The organism is Sporosarcina sp. NPDC096371 (assembly GCF_044762865.1).
Taxonomy (GTDB): domain Bacteria; phylum Bacillota; class Bacilli; order Bacillales_A; family Planococcaceae; genus Sporosarcina.
Genome location: NZ_JBIWFE010000001.1, coordinates 430,156 through 447,843, shown reverse-complemented (window position 1 = coordinate 447,843; position 17,688 = coordinate 430,156). Strand labels below are relative to the sequence as shown.

Genomic DNA, 17,688 nt, shown 5'->3' with positions numbered 1-17,688 from the left:
CATTATTTTCCGATTTCAAGTGCTTTCATCAACATGGATTTATTAGCATTTAATACCGTGATATTCGCCTCATATGAACGTGTGGCTGACATAAGATCAATCATTTCTCGTAGCGGATCAACATTCGGCATTTCCACATATCCCTCGGCATTCGAATCAGGATGGGTAGGGTCAAAAACAAGTTTAAATGGCGTTTCGGTATCTTCCTTGATGCTTGACACCGCTACGCCATAACCTGCTGACCCTTTTATGGATTTGCCCATTGCATTATTGAGCATAGAGGAGAATTGTCCTTCTTGCGGTTGAAGCGTAACTGTCTTACGACGATACGGCTGCCATTCACCATCAACCATTTTCCCGCGAGTTGTATCGACATTTGCCATATTAGACGAGATAACATCCATACGTACCCGTTGGGAAGTCAAGGCAGATGCAGATGTATTAAAACTATGAAATATCGTCAACGTTAGCGGCCTCCTTTAATCACATTTTGTAACGAACTGAACTTTCCGTTGATACGGTCGACCAATGCATTATAGTAAATTTGATTTGCTGCAAGATCCGCTTGTTCCTTATCCATATCGACACCGTTACCATCATGACGGTAGCGTAAATTCGAATAATTAAAAGTACCTACACTACCTCCTACAGATGAAAAGTCTATATGCCTATTATCAGTTCGGTAAGCCTCTAGTGATTTTGTTTTGACATCCGCAAATATTTCCTGGAAACTAACATTTTTCGCTTTATAATTCGGCGTGTCGACATTTGCTATATTTTGCGAGATCGCTTTCCCTTTTGTTGCAGAAAAATCCAATCCTCGCTCTAAATGTGATATCGTCCCTCCGAAGAGATTCATCCTTACACCCCATATTCCCTTGATTTATGGACCTAAATACGATTATTCAAATCCTTTTATTGCCGTTTATTCCTTTACCCTACTTATCAAACTCTTAATCATATTGTATCGGATATTAGCGAATCTTGTCTATGGAATACGAGCGATATCCTTTAGTCCTAAACAACCTTTTTCTTTTTAGTTATTTTTGGATATCAAATCGATTAGGACTATAATCCCACTAACGAACATAGGTAACTTAAATTTCCTGGTTACCTGCATATTTATATACCCGAAAAATAAAAAAAACACTTCTTTCCGAATTCGAAAGAAGTGTCCAATTACCCAGCTTATTCAATTATGATTTTTGCTTTTCAAGCTCTTCAAGGAATTTACCATTCAATACTTTGATATACGTACCTTTCATCCCAAGTGAACGGGATTCGATAACTCCGGCACTTTCAAGTTTACGTAATGCATTGACGATAACTGAGCGTGTGATACCAACGCGGTCAGCAATTTTAGACGCAACTAGTAAGCCTTCGTTACCATCAAGCTCGTTGAAGATGTGTTCAATTGCTTCGTGTTCACTATAAGAAAGTGAATTGATTGCCATTTGAACAACCGCTTTGCTTCGTGCTTCTATTTCAATTTGTTCCGATTTCTCACGTAGGATTTCCATACCAACAACAGTTGCACCGTACTCCGCAAGAATTAAATCATCTTCTTGGAACTCTTCCTTCAGTCTCGCCAAGATAAGTGTACCTAAACGCTCTCCACCACCGATGATCGGAACAATCGTTGTCAAACCATCTTTGAACAACTCACGGTTTTCAATCGGGAATACTGTGTGATCGCTATTCACATCCAAGTTAGATGACGTTTCTCTTACCTCAAACAACCTGTTTGTATATTCTTCCGGGAATTTGCGGTCTTCGAACATTTTTTTCATGCGGTCATTTTCGATTTGATGATGAATTTCTAGACCTAACAATTTACCTTTTCTGCTAACGATGAACGCATTACAGTCAATGACAGAGCTAAGCTTTTCAGCCATTTCCTTAAAGTTAACTGGTTTACCTGCTGATCTTTGTAGCATTGCATTGATTTCTCGTGTTTTTATTAATAGTGACATTTGTTTCTTCCTCCTTGGGGTAGTTGTTTGTTTGTTTGTTTGAACGTTTAAAGAATATTCTAAAGGTTTTCAATCATTAAATAAACTAATACGTTTCAATTACAGGATAAACTGTGATAAATCTTTGTTTTTCGCGATGGTTTTTAGCTTTTCATCGACATAAGCCGGCGTTATTTTAATTGTCGCAGGACCTATTTCAGCAGCTTCAAATGACAATTCTTCAAGAAGCTTCTCCAAAATCGTGTGCAATCGTCTTGCACCAATATTTTCAGTATTATCATTTACCTCAAAAGCAATTTCCGCAAGCCTTCTAATTGCATCGTCAGTAAAATCCAAAACGACGTTTTCCATTTCCAGCAATTTTTCATATTGGCGGATGAGTGAAAAGTCTGGTTCTTTTAAAATGCGCTCGAAATCCTCTTTGGACAGTTTTTCGAGTTCAACACGAATCGGAAAACGACCTTGCAATTCAGGAATAATATCTGAAGGTTTAGCCGTGTGAAAAGCACCAGCTGCAATGAACAGGATGAAATCAGTCTTTACTGTACCATACTTTGTCGTGACAGTTGAACCTTCAACGATTGGTAATATATCCCGTTGGACACCTTCCCTTGATACATCTGCCGAAGAACCTGCGCCGTCGCGACTCGCAATCTTATCCATTTCGTCAATAAAAATGATTCCTGACTGCTCCGTCAATTCGATGGCACGTCTTGCAATTTCTTCATGATCAATGAGTTTGTCGGCTTCTTCTGCTTCTAGCGCCTTACGCGCATCCCTTACCTTCATCTTACGCTTCACTGACTTTTTAGGCATAAAAGAGGAAAGTGCATCTTGCATGCTCGCTCCCATCTGTTCCATTCCTGACCCTTGCAACGCGTCAAACATGGATGGTTGCTGTGCAGAGACTTCGATTGTAACCATTTGCTCTTCCAGTTTCCCTGCTTTTAGGCTTGCCGCAATTTCAGATCTTTTACGCTTCACTTCGGCAACTTCTGCATAATCTGGTTCTTCCGGCTCCGTTTTTTGTCCGAATAGCATTTCAAATGGATTTTGCATCCCACTAGCCACTTTTTTCTTATTAGGAACAAGTAACTCAAGCAATCGCTCTTCTGCTAATACAATGGCATGCTCTTTCACAGCTTCACGTTGCTCTTGTCGAACTATGCGGATTCCAACCTCTGTTAAATCTCGGACCATTGACTCGACGTCGCGCCCAACATAGCCCACTTCAGTAAACTTCGTCGCTTCTACCTTAATAAAAGGCGCATTAACGAGCTTAGCTATTCTTCTTGCGATTTCAGTTTTTCCGACACCAGTCGGGCCAATCATTAAAATGTTTTTCGGAATGATTTCACTTTTCTCTTCGTCAGAAAGAAGACTTCTTCTGTACCTATTGCGGATTGCCACAGCCACAGCTCGCTTAGCATTATCCTGACCGATGATATATCGATCGAGGTGCGCAGTCAATTCCTTCGGTGTCAGTTCTTGTCTTTTAGTCATTCGAGTACCTCCACAATAATGTTGTCATTCGTGTAGACACATATTTCTGAAGCCGTCTCAAGTGCCGCTTTGGCTATCTCTTGCGCAGTGAGTGCATGCCCACTATACTTCTTCAACGCCCGCCCTGCAGCAAGCGCATAATTGCCACCAGAACCAATTGCGAGAACGCCATCATCCGGTTCTATTACTTCTCCCGTACCCGACACAAGTAATAATCTCTCACTATCCATGACGAGTAACATCGCTTCAAGTTTCCTTAGAATTCGATCTCCACGCCACTCTTTCGCAAGTTCGACGGAAGCCCGCTCAAGATTACCATTGTATTCCATCAGTTTCGCTTCAAATAATTCGAACAATGTAAACGCATCTGCGACCGACCCTGCGAAACCAGCCAAGACTTTTCCACCAAAGATTCTACGGACTTTTCTCGCCGTATTCTTCATAACCACCGAATTCCCTACCGTCACTTGCCCATCGCCAGACATAGCACAAGACCCTTCATGGCGAATCGCAAAAATCGTTGTTGCATGAACTTCCATCTAATCATCCTCCTATGCTCGCGGATGCGTATTCATATACGTTTTCCGTAAATGCTCTTTCGTAATATGTGTATACACTTGCGTTGAAGATAAATGACTATGCCCAAGGAGCTCCTGGACAGTCCTCATGTCTGCACCACCTGCCAACAGATGTGTTGCAAAAGAGTGGCGAATCATATGCGGATAGATTTTGGAGTGGAGAGATGCCTGTTCCATCATCTTGCTTAGTATATGGCGCACTCCCCTATCGGTTAGTGGGTCACCACGCAAATTGACGAATAACATGTCATGCTCTTTCTGTTTCATCAGTTTTACTCTACTTTTTTCCCTGTATGCGTCGAGTGCGGATTGCGCAAAACTACCGAATGGCACATACCGCTCTTTACGACCTTTCCCCATGACCAGTACGATACCCAGGTGGTCATCGACGTCCTGCATTCTAATTGCAATCAGTTCGCTAACCCGTATGCCTGTTGCGTAAAGTAACTCCAAGAGTGCGTAATCCCGTAAAGATTTCTTATCTTGCCCTTCACAGGAAGAAAATAACAATTCCATTTCCTCTTCATAAAAAAAAGCCGGAAGTCGTTCTTCCTTCTTTGGATGATGTAACGATCGAAATGCATTGTCATTAATATCGTATCGAGCGTTGGCAAATTTGAAAAAAGAACGGACCGAGGAAATTTTTCTGGAAATCGAAGCTCTCGATAACCCATTGTCGTATAGGCCCGTCACATATAGCCTCGCTTCAGAATATGCGACATCATTCAAATCGGTTATTCCTTCAACTTCAAGGAACGCCAGAAATGTCTCGATATCCTTTTCATATTCTAATACCGTATAAGGCGAATAGTTTTTTTCCAAGCGTACAAAAGTAATGTATTCATCACGAACGATAGTAGGTTGTATAATCACACACTTCACTCCTCAGAATGAAAAGCCTTTACTATTATAACAAAATTTAAAGTCGTTTGAATAGTGAAACACACTTCCCAACGAATGACATAAGGTTCTGGAAAAGATTGACCACAAAATGGCGACTAATTCGGTAATTCCAAAGTCATCCACGATTCACTATACATTACATGACAATCGTCAAGCAACTATCTTTTCTTAAGAAGTCTGACGTCCTGCATTTTATTTTACTTCTGGACACATTTTGTTCATATCTAACAAAAAGGAAGAAGCCAAGGACGATTCCCCTAGCTTCTTCCCCTATACCCGTTTACTTTTAATGTAAAACTATTGGTTGAAATAATTCAATTGCCTTCAATGCACGATCTGCATGTTTTTCTGCACGTTCAACTTTTGATTTCACGCGTTCACCAAGTTCCGGGAACAATCCAAAATTAACGTTCATCGGCTGGAAGTTTTTCGGATCAGCTTCGGTAATGTATCTTGCCATACTCCCCAATGCGGTTTCTTTAGGGAACAGAACTGGATCTTTGCCAAGCGCTAGATTAGCAGCATTGATGCCTGCAATCAGACCTGAACCCGCTGATTCAACATAACCTTCAACACCCGTCATCTGTCCAGCAAAGAATACGTTTGGATTTGCTTTCAACTGATAGGTCGCGTCTAGCACACGTGGCGAATTGATAAACGTGTTTCGGTGCATCACTCCGTAGCGTACGATTTCGACATTTTCAAGGCCAGGAATCAGGTTAATGACTTCTTTTTGTGCTCCCCATTTCATATGCGTTTGAAAACCGACGATATTGTACAACGTACCTGCCGCATCATCCTGACGAAGTTGAACAACCGCTTTTGCACGTTTACCTGTTTCCGGATGCTCTAGACCGACTGGTTTAAGCGCCCCGAATAATAGTGTCTTTTCACCACGCTGTGCAAGTACTTCTACCGGCATACAGCCCTCAAAGTAAATCTCTTTTTCAAATTCTTTTAAAGGCACAACCTCTGCTGCAACAAGGGCGTTATGGAAACGTTCAAATTCCTCTTCATTCATCGGACAATTTAAATAGGCTGCCTCGCCTTTATCATAACGTGACTTTAAATATACCTTGTCCATATCAATGGAATCTTTTTCAATGATTGGTGCAGCCGCATCATAGAAATATAAATATTCTTCACCCGTTAGTTTACGGATTTGTTCAGCAAGAGCCGGCGACGTTAGTGGGCCTGTCGCAATAATCGTAATGCCCTCAGGAAGCTCGGTCACCTCTTCGTTAACAATTTCAATAAGTGGGTGGTTCCGAATATTGTCAGTTACATTCCCTGCAAATTCATGACGGTCAACCGCCAAAGCTCCCCCTGCCGGAACCGCACAGGCGTCTGCAGAACGTATAATAAGCGAATCAAGTTTTCTCATTTCTTCTTTTATAATGCCAACTGCATTCGTTAAATTATTGGCGCGCAGTGAATTACTGCACACGAGTTCAGCAAACTTGTCCGTATGATGCGCTGGCGTCTGTTTTACCGGTCTCATTTCAAATAAACGAACATTCACCCCACGATTGGCAATTTGCCACGCAGCCTCACTTCCAGCAAGTCCTGCGCCTATTACATTTACGATGGGTGTCATCCCAGCCACCTACTTTCTTTTTTCTTTACTGCCGCCACTGAACAGGCGATTCCAATTTTCATTATTGTCCCGCTCCAGGTGCCAGATGCTGGGGTCATAAGTCAGCCTAGCTATGTGGCAACGTTCGTCGCGTCGCTTGGCCGTCTTATTCCTGTCGCATCTAAACGGCACCCTCCGCTTTTCGTTATTGTCTAGATTCAGCGCCCAGCCCCTCGAATCGCTTCAGTCTTGCTGATAAAGGCAATAGGGCGCCTTTATCTTCAAGCCTTCCAGCAGGGAAGGCTTGAACTGCATCCTTCCTCCTTGTCAGGGCTGAACAGGCGCATCCGCTTGGGCACACACGAAGTGGGTCATGTAGCGGAGAGGGATTGAACTACATCCCTCTTTGTTGCGACAGGACGTCGCGACCTTAGGCTACGTTCCTTTTGTTATTGTCTAGCTCCAGCGCCCAGCCCCTCGAGTCGCTTCAGTCTCGCTGATAAAGGCAAAAGGACGCCTTTATCTTCAAAACTTCCAGCGCTTGTCGGGGCTTAACTGGCGCTTCCTCTTTTCGTTATTGTGTATCTTCTTTATAATCACATTCTGTACATTGGATTTGTACGCCTTTTTTCAATTTCTTTTCAACAAGTGTATGCTCACATTTTGGACACGGTCTTGCTACTGGCTTATCCCACGATACATATTCGCATTCCGGATAGCGATCGCAGCCGTAAAAAATTCGCTTAGTCTTACTTTTTCGTTCGACTACTTGTCCTTCCTTACAAGTTGGACACGTTACGCCGATTGGTTTGATAATTGCTTTGGTATTCCGGCAATCCGGAAAGCCCGAGCACGCCATGAACTTGCCGTAACGACCAAGTTTGAACACCATTGGTAAACCGCAGTTTTCACAATCTTCCCCTGCAGGCTCGTCTTTAATTTCAATTTTCTCCATCTCAGCGTCAGCAACTTGCACATGCTTTTCAAAGTCCTGATAGAAGTCATCAATAACCTCTACCCATTTGATATTGCCTTCCTCGACATTATCAAGTCCTTTTTCCATATGCGCCGTAAATTCTACGTTAATAATATCCGGGAAATATTGATTGACTGCTTGATGAACAATTTCACCCAACTCCGTCGGGATAAAGCGTTTTGCATCCAGTGTTACATAACCACGCCTTTGTATCGTATCGAGCGTCGGTGCAAACGTTGAAGGTCGACCTATACCTAGTTCTTCTAACGTTTTGACCAACCTCGCTTCCGAGTACCTCGGTGGCGGCTGTGTAAAGTGTTGCTTTGGATCAATATCGCTATATTTTATTTTTTCGCCTTCCTCTAACGGTGGTAAAATACGATCTTTCTCTTCTTCCTTATCGTCATTACCTTCCACATACACTTTCATAAATCCCTGGAATTTCACTTGGGAACCGTTCGCCCTGAAACGAATATCATTGTTTACAAGATCGACCGTCACTGTATCTAGTACCGCTGGAGCCATTTGACTGGCAACAAATCTTTCCCAGATAAGTTTATATAAACGTAATTGATCACGTGATAAAACCGCTTTCATAGCCGCCGGTGGTCGCATGACAGATGTCGGTCGCACTGCTTCGTGCGCATCCTGCGTCTTCGCAGTCTCTTTCTTCACTATTTTCGATGTCGTAACAAACTCTTTGCCATACATGGTTTCGATAAACGATCTCGCTTCCTCTTTCGCACTATCTGCAATTCTAGTCGAATCCGTTCTCATATAGGTAATGAGACCAACGCTTCCTTCTTTTCCAAGGTTAATCCCTTCATAGAGTTGTTGGGATAGCATCATCGTTTTCTTCGCTCGGAAGTTTAACTTACGTGCAGCTTCTTGTTGTAATGAAGACGTTGTAAACGGCAGCGCAGGATTACGCTTGCGTTCCTTTTTTACAACACTCGCAATTTCAAATTCATCGCCGTCAACTCGAGCAAGAATCTCATCTACCTGCTCCTTGTTCGTCAGTTTCACTTTTTTGTTTGCATCACCGTAGAACGTTGCTTCAAATTCTTTGTTCCCTTTTTGAAATTGGTTAGTGATGCTCCAATATTCTTCAGGCACAAATGATTGAATTTCATTTTCGCGATCAATGATAAGTCGTAGGGCGACGGATTGAACCCGTCCAGCAGAAAGACCCTTCTTTACTTTTTTCCATAGAATCGGGCTAATGTTATAACCTACAAGTCGATCCAGTATGCGGCGTGCCTGTTGGGCATCGACTAGATCCATATCGATCGGCCTCGGATTCTTAAATGATTCCTTAATCGCTTCTTTCGTTATTTCGTTGAATACAACTCGACAATCTGATTCGATGTCCACGCCAAGCTGATGTGCCAAGTGCCACGCAATTGCTTCCCCTTCTCTGTCGGGGTCAGCCGCGAGAAATATTTTTTTTGATTTTTTTGCTTCTTTTTTTAAGTCTTGAAGTATCGGACCTTTACCACGTATCGTAATGTATTTCGGTTCATAATTATTTTCAGTATCGACACCCATCTGACTACGCGGAAGATCGCGTAAATGACCGAGTGATGCACGCACTTTATATTTTTTCCCGAGATAGCGTTCAATCGTTTTCGCCTTTGCAGGTGATTCCACGATTACTAAGTAATCTGCCATTATTTGTGTGCCTCCTTAAAGAGGTTCCATATTTATTCAACAAAAGAATATCTGTTGCAAAATGTATAACAGATCTCAAATAAAAGCAACCTTTTCAATAAGAAGGCGTTTTAATTAGTAGTAGGAAAAGAGCGTTTCGACAATTTGAAAACCATTCCAAACAGGCTTTGCACCCTCATCTAGCAATTTGTTTGGTCCCGCGGATAGTTCAGATGTGATGGGCCCCGGAACTGCAAAAATATCTTTTCCATGGTCGAGTGCATGTTCGACCGTGCTCATTGTGCCGCTTTTATCTGCCGATTCAGTAATTACGACAGCATCCGACAAACCACTTATGATGCGATTTCGCATCGGAAAAGTCCAACGTTCCGGCTTTACATACGGCGGATATTCCGTTAGTAACAGCTGATTCTTTGCCATTTCTTTTGCAAGACCCTGATTCTCTTTCGGATAAAGATGGAATAGCCCATGTCCAAGGACAGCAATGGTTTTACCGCCAAATTCAATAGCTGACTTATGCGCTATCGTGTCTGCGCCTTTTGCCAGTCCAGAAACGATAACAATCTCATTTTGCACGAGAGGCGGCACAATAAGTGACATAGCTCGTTCGGAATAAGCTGTCGCTTTCCGCGAGCCAATAATGGCAATCTTAATCGGTTCTATCAGTAAACGCTGATCACCTTTCGTATACAGGACGGCTGGTGGATCAATGAGTACGCGTAACTTATCAGGGTAGTAGGGATTTGAGAACGGGATAGGGGTAATTGCATGCCGTTCATATAGTTTATCATATGGGGTCATGATATTTTGCTGCAAGTTTTCCTTCAATTGAATAGCCTTGGCTAATGATATATTAAGCAAGTCGACCAACTCTTTCGCGCGGTACGTGTACAACTTTTCGAGATTGGGGTCTTTCTCGTAAAGCCGATTCAATCTGTTCAACGGTACCGGAAATACATAGTGCAGCGCCAGGAGACGTTTTTCTGTGTCCGTTAGTTCCATCCAACTCCTCCTTTTGTATATATAAAAAAGGTGCAGCGCGTTTAAATACACGCTGCACCTTTCATATTAATGTGTTTTACACTTTTCGTATAGACCTTTTTCTTTAATAACTTTGATAAGTGTTTCACCAATAACAGATGGTGTGTCTGCAACTTCAACGCCAGCAGCGTTAAGTGCTTTGATTTTTTCAGCAGCGGTTCCTTTACCGCCAGAAATGATGGCACCAGCGTGGCCCATACGTTTTCCTTCAGGAGCTGTTTGTCCACCGATGAAGCCAACTACAGGCTTCGTCATGTTTGCTTTGATCCATTCAGCGGCTTCTTCTTCACCAGTTCCACCGATTTCACCGATCATGACAACTGCATATGTTTCAGGATCTTCGTTGAATGCTTTCAATACATCGATAAAGTTTGTCCCATTTACTGGGTCTCCACCGATACCTACAGCAGTCGTTTGACCGATTCCTGCTTGGCTCAATTGGTGTGTTGCTTCATACGTCAATGTACCTGAACGTGAAACGACGCCAACATGACCTTTTGTATGAATGTAACCAGGCATGATGCCGATTTTACATTCGTCTGCTGTAATAACACCAGGGCAGTTCGGGCCGACAAGACGTGTATTCTTGCCTTCCATATAACGCTTAACTTTGACCATATCCAATACTGGAATATGCTCTGTAATACAGATTGTCATTTCCAATTCAGCGTCTACAGCTTCAAGGATTGCATCTGCTGCAAATGGAGCAGGTACATAAATAACTGAAACGTTTGCGCCTGTTGCTTTGACAGCTTCTTCAACTGTGTTGAAAACAGGTACTCCTGCCGCTTCTGTTCCGCCTTTACCTGGCGTAACACCACCGACGATTTTCGTGCCGTATTCAAGCATTTGTTGTGTATGGAAAAGTGCTGTAGCACCTGTAATTCCTTGTACGATTACTTTTGTATCTTTGTTAATAAAAATACTCATCGTTTGTCCCTGCCTTTCTTAACCTACGAGTTCAACAATCTTTTTAGCACCGTCTGCCATTGTATCAGCAGCGATGATGTTCAAGCCTGATTCGTTCAATAGAGCTTTACCTTTGTCGACATTTGTACCTTCCAAACGAACAACTAGTGGCACTTGTAGACCTACCTCTTTAGACGCAGCTATAACACCTTCAGCGATAACGTCACACTTCATGATGCCACCGAAAATGTTTACAAAGATTCCTTTAACGTTTGAATCTGAAAGGATGATTTTGAATGCTTCTGTAACTTTTTCAGCCGTTGCACTACCACCAACGTCAAGGAAGTTAGCTGGTGAACCACCGAAGTAATTGATTGTATCCATTGTAGCCATTGCAAGACCTGCACCGTTAACCATACAACCAACGCTTCCATCAAGGGAAATGTAGCTTAGGCCATGCTTTGAAGCTTCGATTTCTTTTGAATCTTCTTCATCAAAGTCGCGAAGTTCTTGGATGTCTTTGTGACGGTATAGAGCGCTGTCATCAAAGTTAAATTTCGCGTCAAGCGCAAGTACGTCATCCCCAGCTGTTACAACAAGTGGGTTAATTTCAACGATAGATGCGTCTTTTTCTACGAATACTTGATACAATCCAAGCATGAATTTCGCTGCTTTATTAATAAGATGTGTAGGGATATTCATGTTGAATGCCATGCGGCGCGCTTGGAATCCAGTCAATCCTACTACTGGGTCGATGACTTCTTTGAAAATCTTTTCAGGTGTTGCTTCCGCAACTTCCTCGATGTCCATTCCGCCTTCTTCAGAACCCATTAGAGTTACACGGCTTGTTCCACTGTCAAGAACAAGTCCAAGATAGTATTCTTTCTTAATGTCAGATCCTTCTTCAATAAGAAGACGTTTCACTTCTTTACCTTCTGGACCTGTTTGGTGTGTTACAAGCGTTTTGCCGATCAATTCTTTTGCATAAGCACTTACTTCGTCAAGAGTTTTTGCAATCTTAACGCCGCCCGCTTTCCCGCGGCCACCTGCGTGGATTTGTGCTTTTACAACGATGACGTCCGTACCGAGCTCTTTCGCTGCTTCAACTGCCTCTTCAGGAGTGAAAGCAACAAGACCTTTAGAAACAGCTACACCATATTCTCTAAGTAGCTGTTTACCTTGATATTCATGGATATTCATCTTATGTCCTCCAATCGAACTTGTATATCATAATTTACTTGCCTTCATCATTGTAGTAAACATGTCATACAATGTCCACAACTGAATTTCGAATAAAGTGATTTGTAATATTTAGATATATCTTGATGTTTTCATCCCGCGTTTTTTTCCGATTTTACTCGACAGAAATTTATTGGTAAAATATACATCTTATGCCTAGGGATACCTTTAAGCTTATTTAGCCCGAGATTATGCTGAATAAGCCTAAAGTCAAAATTCTTTTTTCATTTTCAATCCATGTTGGCGATCGATTTGATAAACGTAAGCAAAAACTTCAGAAACTGCTAGATATAACTCCTCTGGAATCGATTCATTAATGTTCAATTGCCCTAAGATTTCAACAAGACTAGAATCCTCCTGTATGGGTATATCATGCGCTTTTGCCTTTTCCACGATATTCTCAGCAATTTTCCCTTTCCCTGCCGCCACTACTTTCGGTGCATTAGCCGAATTCGGATCATAAGAAAGAGCTACTGCTTCTTTTCGGACCTGCTTCCCAAGAGTCATATACGAAAATCAACTCCTTGTTTATCCGTTGTAATATTTTTGTTTTTATTCAATACATTTTTTTCTTCTTCGACGAAGTTTTTGAAGAATACTGCTGACAATTTATAGCCAACAGACTCAAGCCCTTCTTTTAACCTGTGCTGGAGCGGTGCGCCGACCGTCTTAAGCGTGTCATTCGCATTAAAAATCGTCACCGACACGACACGGTTCTGAACTTGCATGTCAATCACTGTCTTTTCAATAGATTCAAGATCAAGATAAAAGAGAATTCGGGCAAAACCGGGATCGATTTTACCATCGTCTTTCATGCGACTATTCCACTGTAATGTTGCTTCTATGCGCTTGCCGAAAAATTCGAGCGGTACTTGCATGACGATCTGGTGTTGAACACCATTTTCACCTGATTGCAAAAGTGGTCCATTCATCCGCATAACGACCGTTTCCGCAGCTTCACGTAGAGCTGGCGATACAGAAAGGTCTTGCATTAATGCAAGTAATTGCGGCTTCAATGATTCCGCAAGACGTCCAACATCGGCCTCTTTACCAAGAAGCCCTGCCTCGTAATTGAGTCCAAACGAGCGAATAACCGTTTGCAATGCCTCTTTCATCGCTTTTCCGTCAACTGCGGATGCAACGGCTGCTTCAGCTACTTGTAATGCTTTATGAATAGCGACGTTATTAGATTGTTCAGCGGTTCTTAGCAAAGTCGACAACTTTTCAGATCTTTGCTCCTGTACAGGTTGACCCAGTAACGTAAGCAATTGATCTGTAGTGCCCTGCGATAAGGTATTCGTCTGTAACGGCATAGTAACTGCATTTCCAGCCGCCACCCGCACGAGCGCCTGACTTAACTCTTGAGCCAATTTCGTTGCCGTTTCAGTAGCTGGTTGCGAACCAATAGGACGGTCAAGAATTGTCATTAGTGAAGATTTTTGCGCACTATTCATCGATTGTTCAGCCGAAAGAAGCGTTTTTAATGTTTCGATTGTCCCTTTTAACTGTCCCGGCGATGTCTGTTCCACTTGTTTAAGGGTACTCGCTATTTCTTGCATCGATTGCGATGCTTGCGCGATAGCCCCTGGGCGCGCTGCCCCGCTGTTCGTCAATATTGAAGTCAAGATTTGTTGTAAGTTCGCAAGCGATGTTTGTCGTGGTAAAATATCCCCGTTTTTTAACAGTTGCAGAATAGAAAACTTGTTTTCTGGACGTTCTGCATCATCAAGAAGGGTCACCAGTGATTGTCCGAGGAGGGCGCCTCCTGTTGCCTGCGCCAAAGGTTTCTCCATCTTATCAAGTGCAGTTAGTATAGCGTTCCTCGCCTGGGATGAAATGCTCGTATCGGTAGCCAATACATTTTTGAGCGCTAGCAGAACAGTGTGTAATCCTTCTTTATTTTCAACCCCTAACAACGAGCGGAAAATAGTGTCGGTAAACGGTAATTTTAAATCCACCATTTTCTGTATCGAGGCAAGCGCCTCATTCCTAGCGGCTGCCGAAACACTTTTGAGCATCCTTTCTGCTTCTATCAGATTCTCCCTAGTCATCGGTATTTTATTTTTCACGACAAATGCAAGTAATGATTGCATTTCGGCTGTTTTCGGTAATTGCATCGCATCCATCAGACTACTTAACTGACGCGCTTGCCCTTCTGACGCTTTGGTTGGTCCCGAGATAATCTTCAACTGAAGTTCTGGTTTCATCGCATTCACTTGAAAGTAATACGAGTCGCCCGCTTTCATCGGCACTTCGAGTTTGGCAATTAATTTTTGGTTACCAATTTGCACTTCTGCCATTTGTCCTGGGAAAAGTTGTTTGATCTGCCCGTGAAACATCTGTCCTTCATTCATGATAAGGGGTTTGCTCTGGACAGCACTTGCCGCCATTTGTCCGGCTAATGCTGTCGTTTGAAAGTTCATCGGCCACTTCTCCCTTCCGCTATCATCGATTTGACTGGTTCAAAACTTGTACGATGGTGTTCGCATGGACCATGCTCCTGAAGGGCTTCAACATGCTCAGCTGTGCCGTACCCTGCATTTTTCCCAAAGTGATAAACGGGGAAGTCATTATGTAAATCATCCATCATCGCGTCCCTTGTTGTTTTCGCGATGATGGAGGCTGCCGCAACAGCTAGACTCTGAGCATCACCCTTGATAACGGACTCAGTGGGGCAATCCACATTGAGGGACATCGCGTCAACAATGACAAAGGCAGGTTTGGTCTCAAGTGTTTTTACCGCTTGCTCCATGGACTCTCTTGTCGCAGCGTAGATATTTAGTTCATCAATGCGACGAGCTGATTGGATATGTGTTGAATAAGCAATCGCGACGTTGCGGATGATTTCCGCAAGGCGTTGTCGTTCCGTCTTCGAGATATTCTTTGAATCATCTAGCCCAACTAACTCCGGGACTTCTTGCGGCAAAATGACTGCTGCTGTGACTACAGGACCCGCTAATGGGCCTCTACCCGCTTCATCAACCCCAGCAACCAGCGCTCCTTCAAACGGCGCAAACGACCTGTCAAACGCTATTTTCGCCATATGTTCCTGAAGGATTATTTTTCGCTTGTCGTATTGACGCTGCCATCTAGCCAATGCGTTTTTTACACCCGCGCGGGAATCTTGCGCAAGTTCCTCCATCCACGGTTCAGCCTCTTCAGCCATCTTCAATTTCTCTACAATCTCTTTAATTGTTGTCAATTGGGTCACCTTCCAGCACTCGATTTCATGTACTTCTACTTCATATATCGGCTAGTCCAATCCGTTTTAGACCCCTATATATAGAAAAGCCGATTGCCACGGAAAATATCCGCATCGGCATCGGCTTAGTCATTTTGAAGTTGGTCGGCCGTGAAGTCAAATGTTAGTTTACCGAGGTATTCGTTGCGTATATCGCGGACGATCAACTCTGCTACTTTGTCATATTCAACTTCCCCACCCGTTGTATATACCTTGCGTCGTGAACCGATTTGATTGAAAACTTGAAGGATATCGTCACCCACTGTTGTTAGGCCATATCTTTCCGATAATCGATCGGGATAATTCGTCTCTAGAAAACGTAGTCCGTAGACGGCCAAGTCTTCCATATTCACGATTGAGTCTTTGATAGCACCTGTAAGTGCCAGCTTATAACCTGCTTCTTTGTCTTCAAATTTCGGCCAAAGAATCCCTGGTGTATCTAATAGCTCAAGTTCTTTTTCAAACTTAATCCATTGTTGGGCTCTAGTAACACCTGGCGTGTTTCCTGTTTTAGCAACGTTTTTCTTGGCAAGTCGATTGATTAGAGTAGACTTTCCTACGTTTGGAATCCCGACAATCATTGCTCGGATTGCACCTGGACGGATGCCTCTTTTGCGCATTCTCTCTAGCTTCGGTTCCAAAATTTCTTTCGCAGCCTTTATAACCGTCTGAAGACCTTTCCCTTCAAATGAATTAATAGCAACTGCACGCATTCCTTGCATTTCAAAATAGCGAATCCAACGCGCAGTCTCCGTTTCATCTGCGAGGTCCATTTTATTCAAAATGAGTAATCTCGGTTTCTGATGGATGACCTCGTCAATCATCGGATTCCTAGATGACAGCGGAAGCCTTGCATCAATCAATTCAAAAACGATATCTACTAGCTTTAGCTGTTCTGTTACTTCTCGGCGTGCTTTCGCCATATGGCCTGGAAACCATTGAATCGTCATACCATTAGCACCTTTCTCAGTCAACAATTCCAAAATCTTTGATTGGCCAAAATACAAAATTTGTATTGCCAATGATTTCATCAATTGCTACGGCTCCAATATGTCTGGAGTCTTTACTTTTTCTTCTATTATCCCCAAGGACAAATACATGCCCTTCCGGGACCGTCGCACTTTGGATTTTCTCTTCAAGCGTAAAGTCCTCGGTTAGCGTACTGTCCGCAATTTCCGCTTTGTACTGATCTAGATACGGCTCTTCAAACGGCTCCCCATTAATGTACAAAACATCATTGCGATACTCGACATGATCCCCCGGAAGTCCAATGACCCGTTTGATGTAATCCTTCTTTTCAGGCGCATGGAACACAACGATATCAAAGCGATCTGGCTTCCCTATTGTGTAACCGATTTTGTTGACAATCATTTTGTCGCCATTTTCAAGCGTCGGCATCATCGATTCTCCATCGACGACAATCGGCGTAAAAAGGAATACACGAATGATAGCTGCAAGACCGAACGCGATTAACAGCGCCTTCGTCCATTCCCATGTTTCATTTTTCTTCTTCTGTTCATTCATAGACTAAGCCCCCCACATACTTATCCTCTTATTGTACAGTCTATTCATTTTTGAGGCAAAAAGAAAGGAGGCCGTTTGAAAGGCCTCCCGCATCTTTGTATTATCGAAGTTCTTTGATACGTGCAGCTTTTCCGCGTAGACTGCGAAGGTAGTACAATTTCGCACGACGTACTTTACCACGACGAACAACTTCAAGTAATGTAATTTTTGGTGTGTGTACAGGGAATGTACGTTCAACGCCTACACCGTTAGAGATTTTACGGACTGTGAAAGTTTCACTGATTCCGCCTCCACGACGCTTGATAACGACGCCTTCAAATAGCTGGATACGCTCACGCGTTCCCTCTACAATTTTCACGTGCAAACGAACTGTGTCTCCCGCACGGAATGATGGATGATCTGCACGAAGCTGATCTTTTGTAATATCTGCAATTAGTTGTTGCATATTTTTTCTCTCCTTCTCCACAGACGTTCTTACATCTCTTGCCTTTGCAGCGGAACATCAGTCAGTATGTACCCCATTTTGAAGTACATACTAGATAATATCACAAAGG

The 17,688-nt window shown here is 42.9% G+C and carries 17 protein-coding genes; all 17 read right to left on the bottom strand.

Annotated features, from left to right (window positions below; genetic code table 11):
• Positions 1–2 precede the first annotated feature (2 nt).
• The 17 genes from flgC to rplS all read right to left on the bottom strand — a co-directional run bounded on the left by flgC (position 3) and on the right by rplS (position 17,579).
• Entirely contained in the window at positions 3–464 is a 462-nt protein-coding gene (gene flgC / locus ACIQ0H_RS02050; protein WP_403410176.1) for a flagellar basal body rod protein FlgC, read from the bottom strand.
• A 2-nt stretch (positions 465–466) separates the two neighbouring features.
• A complete protein-coding gene (flgB, locus tag ACIQ0H_RS02045; RefSeq protein WP_403410173.1) occupies positions 467–859 on the bottom strand; it encodes a flagellar basal body rod protein FlgB in 393 nt (130 codons plus the stop codon).
• A gap of 337 nt (positions 860–1,196) precedes the next feature.
• Positions 1,197–1,973, bottom strand: coding sequence for a GTP-sensing pleiotropic transcriptional regulator CodY (gene codY / locus ACIQ0H_RS02040; protein WP_403410170.1), 777 nt, complete (start codon positions 1,971–1,973; stop codon positions 1,197–1,199).
• 99 nt (positions 1,974–2,072) lie between these two features.
• Positions 2,073–3,476 (bottom strand): ATP-dependent protease ATPase subunit HslU, encoded by a 1,404-nt coding sequence (gene hslU / locus ACIQ0H_RS02035; RefSeq protein ID WP_403410167.1) that lies wholly within the window; start codon positions 3,474–3,476, stop codon positions 2,073–2,075.
• Positions 3,473–4,015, bottom strand: a complete 543-nt coding sequence (gene hslV / locus ACIQ0H_RS02030) for an ATP-dependent protease subunit HslV (RefSeq protein ID WP_403410164.1) — start codon at positions 4,013–4,015, stop codon at positions 3,473–3,475. Before hslV ends, hslU begins: the two co-directional genes overlap by 4 nt.
• Before the next feature lie 12 nt (positions 4,016–4,027).
• Entirely contained in the window at positions 4,028–4,927 is a 900-nt protein-coding gene (gene xerC / locus ACIQ0H_RS02025; protein WP_403410161.1) for a tyrosine recombinase XerC, read from the bottom strand.
• Positions 4,928–5,243: 316 nt separating this feature from the next.
• Entirely contained in the window at positions 5,244–6,554 is a 1,311-nt protein-coding gene (gene trmFO, locus ACIQ0H_RS02020; protein WP_403410158.1) for an FADH(2)-oxidizing methylenetetrahydrofolate--tRNA-(uracil(54)-C(5))-methyltransferase TrmFO, read from the bottom strand.
• A 553-nt stretch (positions 6,555–7,107) separates the two neighbouring features.
• Positions 7,108–9,180 (bottom strand): type I DNA topoisomerase, encoded by a 2,073-nt coding sequence (topA, locus tag ACIQ0H_RS02015; RefSeq protein WP_403410155.1) that lies wholly within the window; start codon positions 9,178–9,180, stop codon positions 7,108–7,110.
• Between the two features lie 114 nt (positions 9,181–9,294).
• On the bottom strand, positions 9,295–10,182 hold the full coding sequence (gene dprA, locus ACIQ0H_RS02010) for a DNA-processing protein DprA (RefSeq protein ID WP_403410152.1): 888 nt from the start codon (positions 10,180–10,182) through the stop codon (positions 9,295–9,297).
• A gap of 66 nt (positions 10,183–10,248) precedes the next feature.
• Entirely contained in the window at positions 10,249–11,151 is a 903-nt protein-coding gene (gene sucD / locus ACIQ0H_RS02005; protein ID WP_403410149.1) for a succinate--CoA ligase subunit alpha, read from the bottom strand.
• Positions 11,152–11,169: 18 nt separating this feature from the next.
• Complete coding sequence (gene sucC, locus ACIQ0H_RS02000; RefSeq protein ID WP_403410146.1) at positions 11,170–12,330, bottom strand: ADP-forming succinate--CoA ligase subunit beta; 1,161 nt, start codon at positions 12,328–12,330, stop codon at positions 11,170–11,172.
• Between the two features lie 249 nt (positions 12,331–12,579).
• Entirely contained in the window at positions 12,580–12,876 is a 297-nt protein-coding gene (locus ACIQ0H_RS01995) for an EscU/YscU/HrcU family type III secretion system export apparatus switch protein (RefSeq protein WP_403410144.1), read from the bottom strand.
• Positions 12,873–14,792 carry a hypothetical protein gene (locus ACIQ0H_RS01990; protein WP_403410141.1) on the bottom strand — a complete coding sequence of 640 codons (1,920 nt, stop codon included), beginning with the start codon at positions 14,790–14,792 and terminating at the stop codon, positions 12,873–12,875. The genes ACIQ0H_RS01995 and ACIQ0H_RS01990 overlap by 4 nt, the downstream gene beginning before the upstream one ends.
• Positions 14,789–15,580: a ribonuclease HII gene (locus ACIQ0H_RS01985; RefSeq protein ID WP_403410138.1), complete on the bottom strand. Its 792-nt coding sequence runs from the start codon at positions 15,578–15,580 to the stop codon at positions 14,789–14,791. Before ACIQ0H_RS01985 ends, ACIQ0H_RS01990 begins: the two co-directional genes overlap by 4 nt.
• 116 nt (positions 15,581–15,696) lie before the next feature.
• On the bottom strand, positions 15,697–16,560 hold the full coding sequence (gene ylqF, locus ACIQ0H_RS01980; protein ID WP_403412321.1) for a ribosome biogenesis GTPase YlqF: 864 nt from the start codon (positions 16,558–16,560) through the stop codon (positions 15,697–15,699).
• A gap of 16 nt (positions 16,561–16,576) precedes the next feature.
• Positions 16,577–17,134, bottom strand: coding sequence for a signal peptidase I (gene lepB, locus ACIQ0H_RS01975; protein ID WP_403410135.1), 558 nt, complete (start codon positions 17,132–17,134; stop codon positions 16,577–16,579).
• Positions 17,135–17,234: 100 nt separating this feature from the next.
• Complete coding sequence (gene rplS, locus ACIQ0H_RS01970) at positions 17,235–17,579, bottom strand: 50S ribosomal protein L19 (RefSeq protein WP_340738900.1); 345 nt, start codon at positions 17,577–17,579, stop codon at positions 17,235–17,237.
• Between the last annotated feature and the right edge of the window lie 109 nt (positions 17,580–17,688).

Excerpts from the sequence above, each read along its gene's own strand:
- dprA (WP_403410152.1), bottom strand. The coding sequence starts at position 10,182 with ATGGAACTAACGGACACAGAAAAACGTCTCCTGGCGCTGCACTATGTA.
- lepB (WP_403410135.1), bottom strand. The coding sequence starts at position 17,134 with ATGAATGAACAGAAGAAGAAAAATGAAACATGGGAATGGACGAAGGCG.
- sucC (WP_403410146.1), bottom strand. The coding sequence starts at position 12,330 with ATGAATATCCATGAATATCAAGGTAAACAGCTACTTAGAGAATATGGT.
- codY (WP_403410170.1), bottom strand. The coding sequence starts at position 1,973 with ATGTCACTATTAATAAAAACACGAGAAATCAATGCAATGCTACAAAGA.
- rplS (WP_340738900.1), bottom strand. The coding sequence starts at position 17,579 with ATGCAACAACTAATTGCAGATATTACAAAAGATCAGCTTCGTGCAGAT.
- hslU (WP_403410167.1), bottom strand. The coding sequence starts at position 3,476 with ATGACTAAAAGACAAGAACTGACACCGAAGGAATTGACTGCGCACCTC.
- sucD (WP_403410149.1), bottom strand. The coding sequence starts at position 11,151 with ATGAGTATTTTTATTAACAAAGATACAAAAGTAATCGTACAAGGAATT.
- flgB (WP_403410173.1), bottom strand. The coding sequence starts at position 859 with ATGAATCTCTTCGGAGGGACGATATCACATTTAGAGCGAGGATTGGAT.
- ylqF (WP_403412321.1), bottom strand. The coding sequence starts at position 16,560 with ATGACGATTCAATGGTTTCCAGGCCATATGGCGAAAGCACGCCGAGAA.
- ACIQ0H_RS01995 (WP_403410144.1), bottom strand. The coding sequence starts at position 12,876 with ATGACTCTTGGGAAGCAGGTCCGAAAAGAAGCAGTAGCTCTTTCTTAT.
- trmFO (WP_403410158.1), bottom strand. The coding sequence starts at position 6,554 with ATGACACCCATCGTAAATGTAATAGGCGCAGGACTTGCTGGAAGTGAG.
- ACIQ0H_RS01990 (WP_403410141.1), bottom strand. The coding sequence starts at position 14,792 with ATGAACTTTCAAACGACAGCATTAGCCGGACAAATGGCGGCAAGTGCT.
- hslV (WP_403410164.1), bottom strand. The coding sequence starts at position 4,015 with ATGGAAGTTCATGCAACAACGATTTTTGCGATTCGCCATGAAGGGTCT.
- topA (WP_403410155.1), bottom strand. The coding sequence starts at position 9,180 with ATGGCAGATTACTTAGTAATCGTGGAATCACCTGCAAAGGCGAAAACG.